This window comes from Marinitoga sp. 1197, from assembly GCF_001021165.1.
Lineage (GTDB): Bacteria > Thermotogota > Thermotogae > Petrotogales > Petrotogaceae > Marinitoga.
Genome location: NZ_AZAY01000001.1, coordinates 15214 through 33735 on the forward strand (window position 1 = coordinate 15214; position 18522 = coordinate 33735).

Genomic DNA, 18522 nt, shown 5'->3' on the forward strand with positions numbered 1-18522 from the left:
TCATATAGGGGTTGGAATATATGTTTACTTATAAAAAGATTTTATATTTTATAATTTTGCTATTGCTAATATCTGTAATAGATTTTTGGATATTTTCTAATATAAAATCATCTTATAATAAAATGTTAAATGATACTCTTTTAAAAACAGGGCACATTATATCAAAGGCTATAAGTGAAGATGAAAAAGATTATAACGACTGGATTGAAAAGTATGAAAAAGAAAATGAGACATTGAAAATTATATATATAGATGGACTTCCGGATTTTTTCGAAAGTACAGAATATTATATAGATAAAAATATTTATAATTTTTATAAAAATTTGATAGAAACTGATGAATTTAAAAAAGGTATAGAAAGTGCCGAGTATAGCGAATTTTATATTACTAAAAAAGATTATGAATATAATAATTCTAAATATAGAATAATATTTTCACCTATTCTGAGTAATGATTATGATGTTTTGGGAATAGGAATATTATTTTTTGAAATTGATGAATATTTAAAATTTTATAGTTTAGCTAATATATTTATGATTTCAATAATAATAATTTTTATCTTAATTTATGGAATAATAAACTTTTCAAGAGATCCAATAATGAATTTTATTATACTTGCTATTTTTATAATAGTTGCTGTATTTACAGCTTATCCATTATTTGAGGCTTTTAGATTAACTTTTATAAAAAATGGTGAATTCTCACTTGAAATATGGAAAAAGATATTAACTACAAATCAGTATTTAAAAGCTTTTTGGGGAAGTATTAAACTTGGTATATCTACAGCAACACTTTCAACATTAATAGGATTCTTATTTGCATTTGTATTAACAAGAACAACAATAAAAGGAAAAAAGTTTTTCAGTACTATGGCAACGTTACCAGTGATTTCACCACCTTTTTCTTTAACTTTATCTATTCTATTATTATTTGGAAATAATGGCTTGATAACTAAAAAAATTTTACATCTTCAGAATTTTAGTATATATGGTTTATTAGGATTAACTCTGGTTCAAACAATGGGAATGTTTCCAATTGCTTATCTAACAATGGTAGGTATTTTGCACTCAATAGATTCAACTCTTGAAGATGCTTCTTTAGATTTAAATGCTTCTAAATTGAAAACATTTTTAAGTGTAACACTGCCTTTATCAATGCCTGGTATATTAAGCGCATGGTTATTGGTTTTTACCAATTCATTGGCAGATTTTGCTAATCCTTTAATTCTTTCTGGAAATTATAGAGTTTTATCAGTTGAAGCTTATTTGGAAGTTACAGGGATGAATAGATTAGGGAATGGAGCGGCATTATCAATTTTATTATTATTACCAACAATAACAGCCTTTTTAGTTCAAAGATTCTGGGTTTCAAAAAAATCTTTTGTAACCATAACGGGAAAACCATCACCAAGAATTACTGAATTGGTATCAAAACCGGTAAAAATAATACTGATAAGTTTGATTATATTTATAATAATATTTTTGATTTCTTTATATGGAACAATAGTAGCAGGCTGTTTTGTGAAAAATTGGGGTATTGACTATACCTTCACATTAGAAAATATAAAAGAAGCATTACAAAGAGGAAAAGATGCAATAACAGATACGGTTACTTTAGCTTCAATAGCAACCCCGTTTGCTGGTATTATAGCAATGATGACAGCATTAATTTTAGTAAGAAAAAAATTTATTGGGAAAAGAATATTTGAAATTTTAATAATGGCACCATTTGCAATTCCAGGAACATTAATAGGTATTAGTTATATTTTAGCTTTTAATAAACCACCTATAATTTTGGTTGGAACTGGTGCTATTATAGTGATAAATTATATTATAAGAGAACTTCCTGTGGGAGTTGAAGGAGGAATTGCAGCGTTAAGACAAATTGATCCATCAATAGAAGAAGCAGCACAGGATTTGGGTGCAGATGTTCCTACAGTTTTTAAAACTATAGTATTACCATTATTAAGACCAGCATTTATATCTAGTTTATCGTATACTTTTGTAAGATCTATGACAGCTGTAAGTGCTGTTATTTTCCTGATTTCAGCAAAATGGTATCATATTACTGTTTTGATTTATAATTTCTCAGAAAATTTAAGATTTGGTCTGGCAAGCGTATTGGCTACTACTTTAATAATAATAGTATTAGCAGCTTTTGGAATTATGAGATTATTGGTTAAAGAGAGTGAAACGCTGGAAAAAACAGTTTCTCAATGAGAGGTGAAACAATGACTAAAAAACAAGTATCCCTAAAATTAGAAAAGGTTACTAAAATATTTTATGATAAAAAATATAATACAAAAGTAATAGCGGTAAATAATTCTTCATTTGAAATAAAACCAGGAGAATTGGTTACATTGTTAGGACCATCTGGATGTGGAAAAACAACAACATTAAGAATGGTTGCAGGTTTTGAGCTTCCAACAAATGGGAAAATATATATAGGAAATGAGGATATAACTTTTTTGCCCCCAAACAAAAGAGATACTGCAACTGTTTTTCAAAGTTATGGACTTTTTCCACATATGACAGTTTTTGATAATGTGGCCTATGGATTAAAACTAAAAAAAATGAATAAAGAAGAAATAAAAAAGAAAGTAATAGATACATTGGAAATGGTTGGATTAAAAGAACTTGCTAATAGAGCCCCCTCAAAATTATCAGGAGGTCAACAACAAAGAGTTGCTCTAGCGCGTTCAATTATAGTTGAACCATCAATATTACTTTTAGATGAACCATTATCAAATCTTGATGCTTTACTAAGAGAACAAATGAGAATAGAAATTAGAAAAATTCAAAAAAAACTTGGAATTACGGCAATATATGTTACACATGATAGAGTTGAAGCTATGAGTTTATCAGATAAAATAATTGTTATGAAAGAAGGTAAAATAATCCAAATAGGAACACCTAATGAAATATATGAAAACCCTAATTCTAAATTTGTTGCAGGTTTTGTTGGAAAAGTTGCTTTTTTTGAAGTAAAAATTGAAAATATAGAAAGAGAAAAGTGTATAGTAAAATTTAAAAATAAAATTTTAGAAATTCCTAAATATGAAAAAAATGTTTCTGTTGGAGAAAAAGCGATATTAATGGCAAGACCAGAATCTCTAATTTTGAAAGATAATGATGGTTTAATAAAAGGAAGAGTAAAAATAAATGTATATTTGGGAAATACAGTTGAATCATTTATAGATACAGAATTCGGTGAAATAATGGTTCAAATAGATAATCCGTCCTTAAAAAAAATATATGCAGAAGGAGAATCCGTATATATTGATATTGTTCCAAAGTTGTGTAAAGTGTTAAAAAATTAAATATCCCTTCCTTGATATATATAGTTTATAAAAAAAGCCTCGCTTATTGCGAGGCTTAATTTTTTGAGTTTAATTTTCTTTGACTCTTTTGGCCATTTCTTTGGCTAGAGTTCTTAATTTTTCATAATGTTCCTCATGTGCAGAGAATTGTACTTCGACAGGGTCGCATACCATTTCCCATTTGTTTTTCTTTATATATTCAACTATACCTTTTACTCCACCACCACTCCAACCGTATGTACCAAACACTCCAAATACCCTATTTTTAATTCCCTTATGTTCTAAATTAATTAATAAGTTTTCCATTCTTGGAAAAATACCATTATTATATGTATTAGTTCCAAATAAAACACCTTTAAATCTCCATATTTCATTGATTATAAATGATTCATGTACTTCAGAAGAATTCATTACCCTTATATTTTTAATACCTTCATCAGACAAACATCTAGCTATATAATCAGCCATTTTTTCTGTATTTCCATACATCGATCCATATGCAATAACAACACCTTCTTCTGTTTCGTATTTGCTCCATTTATCATATAAAGATATAATTCTTCCTGGATTTGTTCTCCATACAGGGCCGTGAGTAGAAGCGATAATCTTTACCTCTAATCCTGATAATTTTTTCATAGCTCTTTGAACCATAGGGCCAAATTTTCCAACTATATTAGAATAATATCTTCTTATTTCATTTTCATAATACTCTATATCAACCTCATCATCAAAAACGCCACCATCTAAAGTTCCAAAACCTCCAAAAGCGTCGCCAGCAAATAATATTTTTTCTGTTTCTTCATATGTCATCATGGTTTCTGGCCAGTGAACCATCGGAGTCATATAAAATTTTAATTTATGCTTTCCAAGATCTATTTCATCACCATCTTTAACTTCATATAAATTTGATTCAATACCATATAAAGCTTTTAAAAATTCAAAAGTTTTTTTATTACCAACAATTTTTATATCTGGATATGCTCTTAAAATATCGGAGATAGAACCTGAGTGGTCTGGTTCCATATGATTGATAACCAAATAATCTAACTTTTTACCTTCTAGAATATTATTAATTTTTTCAATAAACAAATGCGTTTTTGTAGCTTTTACAGTATCAAATAAAACATTTTTTTCATCTTTTATAATATATGAGTTATACGTAACACCTTTTGGTAAAGGCCACATGTTTTCAAATAAATGAGTATCTCTATCATTTAATCCAACGTAAAAAATTGAATCCGTAATATTCAAAATATTATCCATATTAATCCCTCCTGATTTGAAATTATTTTAATTTTATTCTTCATATAATTATACTATATATTAAGAAAAAAAAGTTTAATTTTAAGTGAAAATTTTAGTATATATCATATTATACCATATAAAAAATTTTTATATACTTGTGATTTTAGACACGAAAATTTTGAAAATCTGGTAATATAATTAAATTATTGAAAGATCATAAGAGGAGGTTGATTATGAAAAATAAAAATAATATAATAAGGTTTATAGTGTATATTTCTGAAATAATATTTTTCATAATATTTTTAATATTATTGAAAAATCAGGTATTAATAAAATGGATTTTTATTTTTCTTGCAGGTTTTTTATTATCTCCGCTATTTGGTAGATTTTATTGTGGTTGGATATGTCCTATAAATACTATATTTAAACCTATAGATTTTGTTTATAGAAAAATGAAAATTGATAGATTACGAACACCGTCTTTTTTAAAGTCAAAAATAATTAGATTCATATTTTTATTTTCATTTATACTACTATTTATTATTACTAAAATACTAAAGATTAAATTAAATATTTTGTTATATGTCATAGGATTAGCTACACTGATAACTCTTTTTTTTGAAGAAGAATTATGGCATAAACATCTTTGTCCATATGGCTCAATGCTGAGTATTGCTTCGAAAAAATCATTAAAAAGATTGAATATTGATGAAAAAAAATGTATAGGTTGTGGAATGTGTCAAAAAATATGTCCTACTAATACTATAATTACACTTGATAGTAAAAAAAGAAAAATATTATCCAGTGAATGTTTGATGTGTTTTGAATGCCAGAAGATATGTCCCACAAATGCAATAACATTAAAAAATACTATTAAAGTCCATGTTAAATAACATGGACTTTTTTGTTATATAATATTATATACGATGTCCAAAAAGTAAAGTCGCTCAAACCTTGATTGTTAATCCTCAAAAATAGCTCATTCTTGCCGGTCGTATCAGACTCACATCCGTGTTCGGCTTCACTCAATTTTGCATCCGTGCAAAATTGACCGGCTTCATTCGCTATTTTTTCGGACAATCTGCGAGTTTTCGCTTGCTTTACTAATTGGACACCCTATATTATATATTTAGAATAGGAGTGTGTATAATGAAAATACATGAAAAATTAAAAAAATCATACGATATATTATCCAAACATTATGAATTTGATGTTGATACAAAAACATTTAATGCATATTATGAACGTCCTGCAATGATAAAAGCTATAGGAAAAATTAAAAATTTAAGAGTTTTAGATGCAGGTTGTGGAGCTGGTTATTATACTAAATGGTTGATTGATAATAATGCTAAAGAAGTAGTAGCAATAGATTTTTCAAAAAAAATGGTAGAGGCCACAAAAAGAAAAGTGGAAAATAAAGCACATGTACTTGAATTAGATTTGAATACCAAATTACCTTTTAATAATAATTATTTCGATATGATTGTTTCTTCTCTAACTTTGCATTATGTTAAAGATTTAAATTTTACATTAAGCGAATTTAAAAGAGTTTTGAAAGAAAATGGAGTACTTATATTTTCAATTAATCATCCAATTATGACATATTTATATTTTTCTTTAGAGAATTATTTTGAGGAAATTCTATTGGAAGATTTAATAAATAAAGTTCCTGTTTATTTTTATCATAGATCATTTAATACAATTTTTGATGCATTATATAATAATAATTTTTTTGTTGTAAATATGTATGAGCCAAAACCAACAAAAGATTTTTTAAAACTGGATGAGAAAAATTATAAAAAACTTATGAAAAAACCAAATTTTCTGATTATTAAAGCTATAAAAAGTAATGTTACAAAATAATTTAATTTTATATTTAACAAAAAATATGATATAATTGTTGTGATAATTTTATAAATTACTATAAAAATATTTAGTAAAAAATATTAAAAAGGAGGTAAAAATAAAGGGGATGGGAATATGGAAGAAATAAGAAAAAAGTTTAATTTTGTTTTTCAAAAAAATATTGAAGATTTAAAATTGAAAAAAATGAAAAAAGCAGACTCTATTTCAAACGATATTGTAATTTTTGCTGATAAGAATAACGTATCATATTATGCATCAAAAGATGGGAAAATCTATATTTATTTTGACAGTGTTTATTATATTATTGATAATATAGAAGATATATAAGAGCTGTTAAAAACAGCTCTTATATGTTTATAGCATCTTCCAATAAACAGTATTATTTTTTATAATATTTGTTATCTTTTTTTCTTCTTTTAAATAACTTAAAAAACTCATAATTGTTGTATTATATAAATAGTATAGAGTTGCATTGTTTATATTTAATCCGTAAGAATATAACATATAAGATATAATTTTTTCAGTACTTTTTTCCGTATTTAAAAAATTCAGTATCTTTTCTTCTATTTCTTCAATTCTTTTATAATTTTCCTTTGCTAAAGTGGAAATGTTATTAAGTAAAGTGCCATGAGATGGAATATAATAATCATAATTCATATTCTGCAAATTTAAGAGAGTTTGCTTAGCATTTTTTATATTTACATTAACAGGTATCTTGTGTTTTTCTAATAATTCTTCAGAAATTAAAGCATCTCCACAAAAAAGTACATTTTCAAAAGCAATACCTTTTTGGAATTCTGTGTGTCCATCAAGAGGTAATAAAGAAATTTTATTATTTTCTATAATAATATCTGAAAGAAGTTCATCAATAATATTAGTAACCTTTGAAGGTTTAGCTAATAAAAATTTATTTCTGAGTTCTTTAATAGGATATGCTCCTGAATATAGGAAATAGGGCATATATATAGGATTTTCTATCATACTTATCTCAGCTCTTGTTGAAAATATTTTTACTTCTGGAATATGCTTCTGAATATAATGATTTCCTCCAATATGATCTGCATGAATATGAGTATTAATAATATATTTTAGATTAAAGCCATTTTCTTTCAAAATTTTTATTATTCTTCTTCCTTTTGAATCATCACTTCCAGAATCAACTATTAATACATCGTTTTCTTTATTAACTCTTATAACTCCAATATTTGTAGTATCATTGATATAATATACATTTTCTGTAATTTTTTGTAATTTCATATTTTCACCATCCCATAATTCTTTTTGTTCTATTTATTGGAAACTCACTATATACTATTCTAATCTATTAATATTAATGAAAAGTGTTTTTATGTTAATAAAAAGAAAAGTTAGTTAAAAGTGAAAATGTATATTTTTGTTAGGTTATTCATTAACTTATCCCGTTTATGAACTTCCGGTTAGTGGAGAACATTAATATAATAATGTGTTTTTTATTGTTGTAAAAAATTCTATAATCTATAAATTTTATACTAAAAATTATAAAAAACCGACATCTTCAGTTATAACAGATGTCGGTTTTAATTAACTTACTTTAATTAGCTTACATTTTCTGTAACCTGTATTTTTTCTGCTTCCTCAAATAATTTTCTTATCTCATCTATCCTTCGTTTTAATATTAGGTTTCCGCTGGTTAATTCCTTTTCAATCTTTTTTATTGACTGACTTATTGTAGAATGATTTTTTCCTATAAAACTTGAAATATCCTTTACTTTCATTTTTCCATAATTCTTAAGCATAAATGCGAGAATTTGTCTTGCTTCAGATATTTCCTTTTTTCTTGTAGAGCTGAATAATTTTTCTCGAGTTAAATTATATTCCTTGATAACAGCTTCTAAAATAAGATTTTTCTTTAAAACTTTTAAAGTTTCTTTTGTTTGAGGAATACTTTTTTTATGAGCCTTTAAAGAACTGTATAATTTTTTCACTGTTTCAATATTTACTTTTTCTCCTGTAACTTTACTGTGGAAAAAAAGATTTAAAATTAATCCTCTCAACCTTCTAAGGTTATTGTCTATATTTTCAACTAAATATGTAACAACATCATCTGTTAAATAAACCGAACTCATCTCTGCCATTTTTTTAGCTATTTTTAGTTTAGTTTTTTTGTCAGGTTCGTCAACATTTACAACTAGTCCCATTTCAAACCTGCTTATTAATCGTGGGTGAAATGTCGCCAACTCTTCAGGTGTTCTATCAGAACAGATAATTATTTGTTTTCCAAGATTAAAAAGAGTGTTAAAAGTATGAAAAAGTTCACCTTGTGCCATATCTTTGCCAATTAAGAATTGAACATCGTCAATTAATAATATATCAATCTTTTTCCTATATCTCTCTCTAAAATCATCCATTTTTTCATCTCTTAAAGATTTCATTAAATCATTCATAAATTCTTCAGCTGTTACATACATTACTTTTAAGTCAGGCGATGTTTCCATTAAGTGATTACCAATTGCATGTAAAAGATGTGTTTTTCCTAATGCAACATCTCCGTATATAAACAGAGGATTGTATTTTCCTGGATTATTGGCAACCTCTAATGCAGAATAATAAGCTACACGATTTGCCTCTCCTATAACAAAATTATCGAAAGTATATTCGGAATTAAAATCAGAGAGTTTTAATGGTCTATTTTTTATTAATGGACCGGATTTTTTCTTAGTTGATTTATCAGCTGGGATAAATGTAAATTCAGCTGATATTTTTCTTGAAAGAATATCAGATAAAGTGTTGGAAACTAAAGTTCCATACTTTCTTGCTACAAAATCTTTAACAAACAGGTTTCCTATTCCTATAATTACTTTTTTATCCTGTATTTCCAATATTTGGGCAGAGGTAAACCATTGTTCCCAGGTATCATGATTTATCTTGGATTTTAGCATTTCTAATAATTCTTCGTTTGTCACATCAATTACCCCCTGACCAAAATTAAAAAGAATGTATAGAAAAATTTTATCTTAAAAAATGTTTAGCATTATATAGGATATCAGATTTAACATATATAATCAAGAAAAAATTTTATGAACTTTGTTGAGATTTGAAACTTAGTGAATAAAGGGATTTAATTAACATAATATGCTATAAAAGTGTATTTTAGAAAATTCCTAAATTTAATCATTTTAATATTTTTTTACTTTCATTAAGAAATATGTCTATTAAATAAGCTTTTTTTCTCATTTTTGTGAATAGGTTAAAAAAGAAAAAATTCATAAAATTAAAGAAATTTTTTAACAAATAAACTAATAATTTCTTCTAAAAATTGGGTATCCTCTACTGTAAATGGTTCTAATTTATGACTGTCTATATCCAGCTCTCCAAAAACATTTCCGTTTTTATCAATTATTGGAACGACAATTTCGGACTTTGTTTTATCGCTACAGGATAAATAATTTGTTTCCTTTGTTACGTCTTGAACTACAAATGTATTTTTTGTAGATGCTGCCTGACCGCATATTCCACTACCAAAAGGTATTTTAATATGTTCAGTAGGTTCTCCAAGGTAGCTACCAAGTATCAATAAATTTTTATCTTTATCATCAGTTAAATAAAATCCAACCCAATTATAATAATCAACATTTTCATATAAAATTTTGACAATTTTTTCCATTACTTTATATATATTGTTATTGTCATATATGTATTTCTCTATTTGAGATAATAATTTGGCAAATAAAGCTTTTTTTGAATTGACAGGATTTTCATTTATAAATTTTAATATTGCATTTTCAACGGTTTTTCTGATATCAATATTATTTAAAAAATGGTAGAATGCATCTATTAATATTACAGTGCCATAGTATGTCTCAATATAATAAAAAGGTTTTAGTCCGAGTAGTCCTGTTACATAGACAACAAAGTCACCTCTTTTAAGTTGGAAATATTCAGAATTTCTTGAAAGTTTCATAACAATATCTTTTTTTATTTGCAAAAAGTTATTCTCCCAGTATTGTTTGAACATATCAAGATCTTTTCGTTTAATTTCACCAAGATACTTTTTAATTTTTTCATTATTTAGATTTTCTAATTTTTCATATTCTCTTATAATTTTTGGTTTATTCTGTTTGTATTCTCTCCAACCATCAAACCAAAAAATTTTGTCTTTATTTAATATTTTCAAAAATTCTGGTGTAAAGTCCTGTAATATGCTTCTCATAAAAAACACCTCCTGATTTTAGTTATTTTTTTTATTTTACCATTTATTTCTTACAGATTTTTTTAAATTATATTTGAATAATGATGTTAAAAATTGTATAATAATATAGAATATAAAAATATGGAGGGATAGAATGACAATAGCAAAAAAACTATATGATATGGCTTTGAAAAACATTGATGATGAAATTATTGAAGATTTTGTGATTGGTATTGGAGAAACTGCGGTTAAATTAAGTGATGGTAGAACAGGATTTGTCGCTACAAATAAAGAAGACACTCTCGGGAAATGTGAAGAATTTTACAAATGTATGGGGTTAGATGGAATGCCTGAAAGTAAAGCTGAAGTTGGTATGAAAGTAAAAGATTTATTAAAAGTAGGCTTGTTTTCTGGCGATCCTCTTTTGAGATCTGTATCTTATGCTGCGGTAAATGCGATTTTTAATAAAGATCCAGAAAGATTTATTGAAGGCGATACGTTGAAATTGATGGAATTTAATAAAAAAGATATAGTAGGAATTGTTGGAGAAATTACACCGTTTGTTGATGCTTTAAGGCCAAAAGTGTGGGATGTTCTTGTTTTTGACAGACAGCGAAGACATGACCAGATTTTACCTGACTGGGCAATAATAGAAATGTTGCCTAAATGTACAGCTGTTATTATTACAGGAACGACTATTGTAAATGGTACAATCGATTATATATTAAATTATATAAATACTGAAAGAGTAGCTATTGCAGGCCCTTCGACTATAATGGTTGAGAATGTATTTCCTGTAAAGATTTTGTCTGGTTCATTTATAGAAGATTCAGATAAATTATTTGATTTAGTAAAGAAAGGTGCTGGCACCAGGACGTTATTTAGAAGTGGTGCTGCACGCAAAGTAAATTTAATATTTTAAATATTTATATAATTCTTTCAATACATAGATGGAATCAGAATATGTTATATTTTGGTTCCATCTTTTTATTAATATTGATTTTATACCAAAATTGTTTCCGCCGACTATATCAACGTTATAATTATCTCCAACAAAAATTACTTCATTTTTTTGTAAATTCATTTTATTTAATGTATATTCAAAAATTTTCGGATCAGGTTTATACATTTTAACTGAATATGATGTAATTAAAAAATCAAAAGGAAAAGGTTTATTTTTCAATGCAGGAATTACAAAATCATCATCAGCATTAGATAGTATTGCTATTTTTATTTTTGCCTTTTTTATTGTTTTTAAAAATTCAACATCATCATATGGTTTTAATTCAATAAAGGTTTTATACATTTGGTTAATATACCATTCTTCTGAATTTTCTAATTTATAAAACTTTTTTAATTCTTTAAACATCAAATTGTAATATTCTCTTTCGGGTTTAAATGGTTTTAAATGATATGAATTAAAATACTTATTATATACGTTTCTGATTGTTTTTTCTAAATCTATTGCGGGAATATTAATCTCTTTAGAAATAATTTCAGCTATTGGAAGAAAAAGATGATTGGCATTTATCAATGTACCATACAAATCGAAAATAATACCTTTTATCAAATCAATCACTCCTTATTTTTCATTTATTATTATTTGACAGTTCAATTATATCATAATTGTATATAGTCAATGATTAATTATCTAAAAATTTACTAAAATATTATATACTTAGAATTAAAGTATGTTATAATTGTAATGAAAATTAATCTTGGGGAGGGAACTATATGATGGTAGATAGACAGGAATTTTTACAACCTCTAATTACAAAAACTAATTCAAAAATTGTGATGTTAGTAATGGATGGTATTGGAGATACAGTAGTTAATGGAAAAACACCTTTACAGGCAGCTAATACACCAAATTTAGACAAAATTGCAACAGAGTCAGATTTAGGTCAAACAATACCAGTTTTACCAGGAATTACACCAGGTTCAGGACCAGGACATTTGGGTATTTTTGGATATGATCCTATAAGATACCAAATTGGAAGAGGAATTTTAGAAGCATTAGGTATAGATGTTGAGGTTGGAGAAAAAGATGTTGTTGCAAGGGGAAATTTTGCTACAATAGATGGTGATACTGTAGTTGATAGAAGAGCTGGAAGGCCAAAATCAGAAGAATCTGCAAAGATAGTTGAAAAATTAAAAGAAAATATTAAAGAAATTGATGGGGTTAAGATTCAATTTTATGCAGGGAAAGAACATAGATTTGTAGTTAAATTAACAGGTGAAGGTCTTGATGATAGAATTGAAGATGCTGATCCGCAAAAGGAAGGGTTGCCTATAAAATGGGCTCATGCAACTCATCCAGATGCAGAAAAAACTGCTGAAATATTTACAAAATTAATGAAAAAAATTAGAGATGTTTTAAAAGATGAACCAAAGATAAATTTTGCTTTAATTAGAGGTTTTTCTAAATATCCAAATATTCCGCAATTTCCAGAAGTATATAAAATGAGAGCAGCTGCTATTGCTGTATATCCTATGTATAAAGGATTAGCAAAATTAGTTGGAATGGATATTTTAAATGTCGACGGAGAAACACCTTCAGATGAGTTTAAGACTTTAAAAAAATACTGGAATGACTATGACTTTTTCTATATACATATAAAGAAAACAGATTCATATGGTGAAGATGGGAATTTTGATGCAAAAGTTCATGTAATAGAAATGGTAGACGAAGCATTACCTGAATTATTAGAATTAAACCCTGATGTATTAGTTGTTACTGGCGACCATTCTACACCTGTAGCTATTAGCGGGCATAGTTGGCACCCAGTTCCTTTTATGATTAAATCTCCTTATACAAGAGCAGGATTATCAAAATCGTTTGATGAATTTGAAGCAGCAAGAGGTTCTATGGGAACAATTTATGCTGTTGATTTAATGGGATTGTTAATGGCAAATGCAAGAAAACTTGAAAAATTTGGAGCATAATGCCATTTTTTATAAATCTATTTTTTAGTGTAATTGTTTTAATACTTTTTGTAAAATTGAAAATGATAACTACAGCCATAATTTTTATGGCTGTAGTCTTTTTTCTATTTAATTACTCATTAAAAACAAAAGTATTTTTTATACTAATATTGTCTTTAGTGTTAATTAAAACAATTACTTCATATTCAATTCCGACAAATAAAGAACTAGGGATTTTAGGAACAATTATTGATAAATCAAATAACTATTATATAGTAAAAACTAATGAAGTTTATTATGATGATTCTTGGAAAAGTATAAAAGGAAAATTGTATTTTTCGTATAATAAATTTACTACTGATCCTTTTGAAATAGGTAATAATATATACATTGTAGGTAAAAAAACTAATGGTAAATTCGATCCAATTTATATGGCTAACTCTTCAGAAAAAAGTATATATTCTGTAAGGAATTTTTTTAAAAAAAGGATATACAGGAATTTTCAATATGATAATAGAGAAATACTTTTTTCGGTAGTTTTTGGTGGATTAAAAGGAAAAAATGCGGAAATCTTTAAAAATACAGGACTCCTGCATTTGTTTGCTGTATCAGGGTTCCATGTCTATATAATTTATTCCTTGTTATATTTTCTATATTCTTTTACACTTTTTCCCATTAATATTAGAAGATTAATTACTATAATAATATTATTTATATATTTATCAGCATCTGGATTTTCAGATTCAGCAATGAGGGCAACTTTTTTGCTCTCTATAATTGAATTAAATAAATTAATAGGATGGAATGTTAATTCAAAAAATATTCTTGGTCTAATTGGTGTAATAAATTTATTGTATAATCCTAATGTGCTTTTTTCTGCAGGATTTTTAATGAGTTATTTTGCAGCACTTTCAATATTAATAATTATAGAATATACAAATAATCCATTTTTAGTCACATTATCTGCATTTTTAGCTGTGCTACCTTGGAGTATTTTGTTTTTCAAAGGTTTTTCTTTTGTAGGAATATTTTTAAGTGTTTTTTTTACACCAATAATATATTCGCTAATGATTTTATCTGGATTGTATATAATTGTACATTTGCCAGATTTTGTATCCAATTTTGTAAATTATTACATATCCATTATAAAGAGTCTTTTGCAATATATAAATAGATATATACCATATATTACATTAAAAGATAATTCTTATATATTTTTATATTTTATATCCATAATATTATTAATTTTTTTCCATATAGTTATTTATAAAAGATATACGATGTCCAAAAAGTAAAGTCGCTCAAACCTTGATTGTTAATCCTCAAAAATAGCTCATTCTCGCCGGTCGTATCAGACTCACATCCATGTTCGGTATTTTGCATCCGTGCAAAATTGACCGGCTTCATTTTACGCTTAGATTTTTTATACCTAAAAAATCTAAGAGAAAAAAGATATTCAGAGGAGGAATAGAAATGTCTGGAAAATTTATATTAATTGTAGGTCCTATGTATTCTGGAAAAACGTCAGAACTTATATCTTTTGTTGAGATTTATACATTGGGTAGAAAAAAAATAAAAGTATTTAAACCTGTTATAGATGATAGATATTCTTCTGAATACGTTGTTTCTCATACAGGAACAAAAATTAAAGCTATACCAATAAAACACTCGAAAGAGATGTATGAACACTTGGATTATGATGAAAAAGCTGTTTTTGTAGATGAAGTTCAATTCTTTGATGAAGAATTGAAAGACGTTATTCTTGATTTGATTAAAAAAGGAATAAATGTATATTGCTCCGGATTGGATTTAACCTATAAAAATAATCCATTTAAAACAACAATTCTACTTTCCGCTTATGCCGATGAAATAATTAAGAAAAAAGCTGTTTGCCATGAATGTGGTGAATATAATGGAACAATCTCATTTAAAATTGTTGGTAATGGTTCTGAGATAGATGTAGGTGGATTTGAAAAATATATAGCAGTTTGTAGAGATTGTTATGAAAAATTGAATTCAGAAAAATAAAACTATGAAATTATATTATTAATGCAAAAATTAATAAAAAGTTTCAAATTTATTTATCTACAGTAGTTGACTAAAACTCAAAGATATGATAAAATATCTTGGAAAGTTAATAAATTTGGAGAGGTGGCCGAGCGGTCGAAGGCGCACGCCTGGAGAGCGTGTGACGGGCAAAACCCGTCCGTGGGTTCAAATCCCACCCTCTCCGCCATAAAACAGAGCGATGTGCTCTGTTTTTTTATTACTATTTACATTTTGTTATATTTTATGATATAATATAAGAAATCTTTGGAGGTATTTGTTATGAGTTTTTTTCAAAAATGGAAAATGCGATGCCCTATTATAAGATTCATTGAACGCTTAAGAATGAAAAAAATAAAAGTAAAAATAGGAAAAATTAAATAACAAAGTGAATTCTGAAAAATTTTTAAGTGAATTTCGTTGTTCGAAATGTAATATTATCGTAATTTTTTATTAATTTTAATTTGTTAAACTACTGCAAAAGTTAATATGTAAAACGAACAAACGGAGGCGCAACCGAGAAGAGTAATCTACCTATCGCTTGGGTAGGCTTGGGGTAGATGAAAGGCGAGGTTGCCGAAGGATGTAAGATATACCCGTCTTACATGCCTGGTTGTATAGGGAATACCTATGCAACTGTCGCATGAAAAACATGCGGAGAGCCGTTTGGGATAATATTTATTGATAATATTATTTCAATTTGGCCTTCCGTTGTGGAAGGCCATTTTTATTAGGAGGGATAATGTGAAAATTGGAATTGTTGGTGCTACTGGAGAAGTTGGTAGAACAATGATAAAGGTTTTAGAGGAGTTTGATTTGGATATTACAGAGTTAAGATTGTTTGCATCAAAAAAATCACAAGGAAAAGAAATAAAATTCAAAAATAAAAATTATTTTGTTGAAGAATTAACTGAAGAAAAAATGAAAGAACATTATGATTATCTACTTTTTTCTGCAGGGAGCACGATTTCAAAAAAATTTGCTATTATAGCTAGTAAAAATGGGAATACTGTTATAGATAATTCATCAGCATTTAGAATGGAAAAAGATATACCATTAATTGTTCCTGAAATTAATGGGGATATTATAAAAAATTATAAAGGAATTATAGCAAATCCAAATTGTTCTACGATTCAAATGGTTTTAGCTTTATCAAATATACAAAAAGAAATTGGTATTTCTGAAATATTTGTAAGTACGTATCAGGCAGTTTCTGGTGCTGGAAATAAAGGAATGAAAGAACTTTTGGATCAAGAAAATGGGAATAATAACATTAACTATTTTCCCGATTTAATACATCACAATGTAATTCCATTGATAGGAAATATAATGCAAAATGGTTTTACAGAAGAAGAAATGAAAATGGTGAATGAAACAAGAAAAATTTTTAATAATAATAAAATAAAAATATATCCAACAGCAGTAAGAGTTCCTGTTTTATACGGACATTCCGAAAGCGTAGCATTTAAAATAAATGGAAAAAGTTCAGTAAAAGAATTAAAAAAACTTATATCAAATGTAGAAAATGTTGTATATACCGAAGAATTAATAACCCCTTTAAATGTAGCTGGAAGTAATATTACTTATGTTTCCAGATTAAGACAAATTGAAGAAGATACTTTTCTGTTATGGATTGTAGCTGATAATGTTAGAGTTGGTGCCGCTACAAATGCCGTGAGAATATTATTAAAACATTATGAGTTGAATGGATGATAATATGAAAAAAATACCATTTGATATTAATTATTTACTAAGAAATTTTCCAACACCATTTTATGTTTATGATGAAAGAGGAATTTTGAATTCTTTAAAAAAATTACAAAATTCATTTAATTGGTGTGACTTTAAAGAATATTTTGCTGTAAAAGCAACACCTACACCCTACATATTAAGAATTTTAGGAGAAAATGGTGCTGGAACTGATTGTAGCTCTATGGCTGAACTTATCTTATCGGAAAAATCAGGAATTAATGGAGAAGACATACTTTTTACATCAAACAATACACCTATTGAGGAATATAAAAAAGCATATGATTTAGGGGCTATAATCAATTTTGACGATACAGATCATATAAAAAAATTTTTAAGTAAAATAGGCAAACCAGATATAGCTTCAATAAGATATACTCCTAAAAACGCATATGGCACTGAAGTTATAGGTAATCCAAAGAATTCAAAATTTGGTATGCCTTATAAAAAGGTTTTAGAAGGTTATAAGATTATGATAGATTCTGGTATAAAAAGATTTGGATTTCATGCTATGCTTGTTTCCAATACATTAAGTACAGATATGATTACCAGAAATACTCAAATCATTTTTGAAGCAGTCAAAAATATTTCAGAAAAATTAAATATAGAATTTGAGTTTATAGATATAGGGGGTGGCTTTGGTATCCCTTACAAGCCTGAAGAAAAAGAGTTGGATATTAATTTACTGAGTAAAAATATAAAAGATCTATACAATTATTATTTTAATGATTTTAAACCAAAATTATACACAGAAAATGGAAGATATATTACAGGACCACATGGTTATTTAATAACAAAAGTATTACATATCAAAAGTAGTTATAAAATGTACGTTGGGGTTGATGCGAATATGGCAAATTTAATGAGACCAGCTATTTATGGAGCATATCATCATATTACGGTATTAAATAAATTTGGAGAATATGAAACATATGATGTCGTTGGGTCATTATGCGAAAATAACGATAAATTTGCCATTAATAGAAAATTACCTAAAATCGAAGAGGAAGATATTTTAATAATCCACGATGTTGGAGCTCATGGACATTCGATGGGATTCAATTATAACGGAAAATTAAAATCTGCTGAATTTATTTATGATGGTGAAAAATTTAAAATGATTAGAAGAGCTGAAATATTGGATGATTATTTCTCAACAATAATATTTTAAGCGAATCAAAAGATTCGTCAAGGAGGGGATATT

General features: G+C 26.8%; 16 protein-coding genes, 1 tRNA gene and 1 riboswitch. Of the genes, 12 read left to right on the forward strand and 5 right to left on the reverse strand.

Annotated features, from left to right (window positions below; all coding sequences use genetic code 11):
- Positions 1–20 precede the first annotated feature (20 nt).
- Both X275_RS00070 and X275_RS00075 read left to right on the forward strand, forming a co-directional pair.
- A complete protein-coding gene (locus X275_RS00070) occupies positions 21–2219 on the forward strand; it encodes an ABC transporter permease (protein ID WP_047266961.1) in 2199 nt (732 codons plus the stop codon).
- Between the two features lie 11 nt (positions 2220–2230).
- Positions 2231–3319, forward strand: coding sequence for an ABC transporter ATP-binding protein (locus tag X275_RS00075; RefSeq protein WP_047266962.1), 1089 nt, complete (start codon positions 2231–2233; stop codon positions 3317–3319).
- A 69-nt stretch (positions 3320–3388) separates the two neighbouring features.
- Here X275_RS00075 and X275_RS00080 read toward each other — a convergent pair whose 3' ends face one another.
- Complete coding sequence (locus tag X275_RS00080) at positions 3389–4582, reverse strand: FprA family A-type flavoprotein (RefSeq protein WP_047266963.1); 1194 nt, start codon at positions 4580–4582, stop codon at positions 3389–3391.
- 215 nt (positions 4583–4797) lie between these two features.
- Between X275_RS00080 and X275_RS00085 the strand changes: the two genes are divergently transcribed.
- From X275_RS00085 to X275_RS00095, 3 genes are all read left to right on the forward strand, one after another.
- Positions 4798–5457, forward strand: a complete 660-nt coding sequence (locus tag X275_RS00085; protein ID WP_047266964.1) for a 4Fe-4S binding protein — start codon at positions 4798–4800, stop codon at positions 5455–5457.
- Between the two features lie 256 nt (positions 5458–5713).
- Positions 5714–6427 (forward strand): class I SAM-dependent methyltransferase, encoded by a 714-nt coding sequence (locus X275_RS00090; RefSeq protein ID WP_047266965.1) that lies wholly within the window; start codon positions 5714–5716, stop codon positions 6425–6427.
- Between the two features lie 117 nt (positions 6428–6544).
- The gene (locus tag X275_RS00095; RefSeq protein WP_047266966.1) at positions 6545–6757 is read left to right on the forward strand and encodes a hypothetical protein; all 213 of its coding nucleotides are present in this window, start codon (positions 6545–6547) and stop codon (positions 6755–6757) included.
- A 27-nt stretch (positions 6758–6784) separates the two neighbouring features.
- On the opposite strand, the gene X275_RS00100 is transcribed toward X275_RS00095, so the two are convergent.
- The 3 genes from X275_RS00100 to X275_RS11440 all read right to left on the reverse strand — a co-directional run bounded on the left by X275_RS00100 (position 6785) and on the right by X275_RS11440 (position 10619).
- A complete protein-coding gene (locus tag X275_RS00100) occupies positions 6785–7687 on the reverse strand; it encodes an MBL fold metallo-hydrolase (protein ID WP_047266967.1) in 903 nt (300 codons plus the stop codon).
- Between the two features lie 317 nt (positions 7688–8004).
- A complete protein-coding gene (gene dnaA / locus X275_RS00105; RefSeq protein WP_052913439.1) occupies positions 8005–9372 on the reverse strand; it encodes a chromosomal replication initiator protein DnaA in 1368 nt (455 codons plus the stop codon).
- Positions 9373–9680: 308 nt separating this feature from the next.
- Positions 9681–10619, reverse strand: a complete 939-nt coding sequence (locus tag X275_RS11440) for a GAF domain-containing protein (protein ID WP_047266968.1) — start codon at positions 10617–10619, stop codon at positions 9681–9683.
- A 133-nt stretch (positions 10620–10752) separates the two neighbouring features.
- Here X275_RS11440 and X275_RS00115 point away from each other — a divergent pair, with 133 nt between their 5' ends.
- Positions 10753–11520 carry a Rossmann-like domain-containing protein gene (locus X275_RS00115; protein WP_047266969.1) on the forward strand — a complete coding sequence of 256 codons (768 nt, stop codon included), beginning with the start codon at positions 10753–10755 and terminating at the stop codon, positions 11518–11520.
- Here the strand turns inward: X275_RS00115 and X275_RS00120 are convergent.
- A complete protein-coding gene (locus X275_RS00120) occupies positions 11509–12168 on the reverse strand; it encodes an HAD family hydrolase (RefSeq protein WP_047266970.1) in 660 nt (219 codons plus the stop codon). The genes X275_RS00115 and X275_RS00120 overlap by 12 nt on opposite strands.
- A gap of 167 nt (positions 12169–12335) precedes the next feature.
- Between X275_RS00120 and X275_RS00125 the strand changes: the two genes are divergently transcribed.
- The 6 genes from X275_RS00125 (at position 12336) to X275_RS00150 (ending at position 18489) form a co-directional block, all read left to right on the forward strand.
- Positions 12336–13544, forward strand: a complete 1209-nt coding sequence (locus X275_RS00125; RefSeq protein ID WP_047265517.1) for a 2,3-bisphosphoglycerate-independent phosphoglycerate mutase — start codon at positions 12336–12338, stop codon at positions 13542–13544.
- A 62-nt stretch (positions 13545–13606) separates the two neighbouring features.
- Complete coding sequence (locus X275_RS00130; RefSeq protein ID WP_231588267.1) at positions 13607–14818, forward strand: ComEC/Rec2 family competence protein; 1212 nt, start codon at positions 13607–13609, stop codon at positions 14816–14818.
- Positions 14819–14996: 178 nt separating this feature from the next.
- Positions 14997–15551, forward strand: coding sequence for a thymidine kinase (locus tag X275_RS00135; RefSeq protein WP_047266971.1), 555 nt, complete (start codon positions 14997–14999; stop codon positions 15549–15551).
- A 117-nt stretch (positions 15552–15668) separates the two neighbouring features.
- Positions 15669–15759: transfer RNA gene (locus tag X275_RS00140), tRNA-Ser, on the forward strand.
- Between the two features lie 307 nt (positions 15760–16066).
- A riboswitch (Lysine riboswitch) is annotated at positions 16067–16242 on the forward strand.
- 71 nt (positions 16243–16313) lie between these two features.
- A complete protein-coding gene (locus tag X275_RS00145) occupies positions 16314–17282 on the forward strand; it encodes an aspartate-semialdehyde dehydrogenase (RefSeq protein ID WP_047265482.1) in 969 nt (322 codons plus the stop codon).
- A 4-nt stretch (positions 17283–17286) separates the two neighbouring features.
- Complete coding sequence (locus X275_RS00150) at positions 17287–18489, forward strand: diaminopimelate decarboxylase family protein (RefSeq protein WP_047266999.1); 1203 nt, start codon at positions 17287–17289, stop codon at positions 18487–18489.
- The last annotated feature ends 33 nt before the right edge of the window (positions 18490–18522 follow it).

Bases quoted from the DNA above. Each gene is read 5' to 3' on its own strand.
- X275_RS00070 (WP_047266961.1), top strand. From the start codon at position 21: ATGTTTACTTATAAAAAGATTTTATATTTTATAATTTTGCTATTGCTA.
- X275_RS00075 (WP_047266962.1), top strand. From the start codon at position 2,231: ATGACTAAAAAACAAGTATCCCTAAAATTAGAAAAGGTTACTAAAATA.
- X275_RS00080 (WP_047266963.1), bottom strand. From the start codon at position 4,582: ATGGATAATATTTTGAATATTACGGATTCAATTTTTTACGTTGGATTA.
- X275_RS00085 (WP_047266964.1), top strand. From the start codon at position 4,798: ATGAAAAATAAAAATAATATAATAAGGTTTATAGTGTATATTTCTGAA.
- X275_RS00090 (WP_047266965.1), top strand. From the start codon at position 5,714: ATGAAAATACATGAAAAATTAAAAAAATCATACGATATATTATCCAAA.
- X275_RS00095 (WP_047266966.1), top strand. From the start codon at position 6,545: ATGGAAGAAATAAGAAAAAAGTTTAATTTTGTTTTTCAAAAAAATATT.
- X275_RS00100 (WP_047266967.1), bottom strand. From the start codon at position 7,687: ATGAAATTACAAAAAATTACAGAAAATGTATATTATATCAATGATACT.
- X275_RS11440 (WP_047266968.1), bottom strand. From the start codon at position 10,619: ATGAGAAGCATATTACAGGACTTTACACCAGAATTTTTGAAAATATTA.
- X275_RS00115 (WP_047266969.1), top strand. From the start codon at position 10,753: ATGACAATAGCAAAAAAACTATATGATATGGCTTTGAAAAACATTGAT.
- X275_RS00125 (WP_047265517.1), top strand. From the start codon at position 12,336: ATGGTAGATAGACAGGAATTTTTACAACCTCTAATTACAAAAACTAAT.
- X275_RS00130 (WP_231588267.1), top strand. From the start codon at position 13,607: ATGATAACTACAGCCATAATTTTTATGGCTGTAGTCTTTTTTCTATTT.
- X275_RS00135 (WP_047266971.1), top strand. From the start codon at position 14,997: ATGTCTGGAAAATTTATATTAATTGTAGGTCCTATGTATTCTGGAAAA.
- X275_RS00150 (WP_047266999.1), top strand. From the start codon at position 17,287: ATGAAAAAAATACCATTTGATATTAATTATTTACTAAGAAATTTTCCA.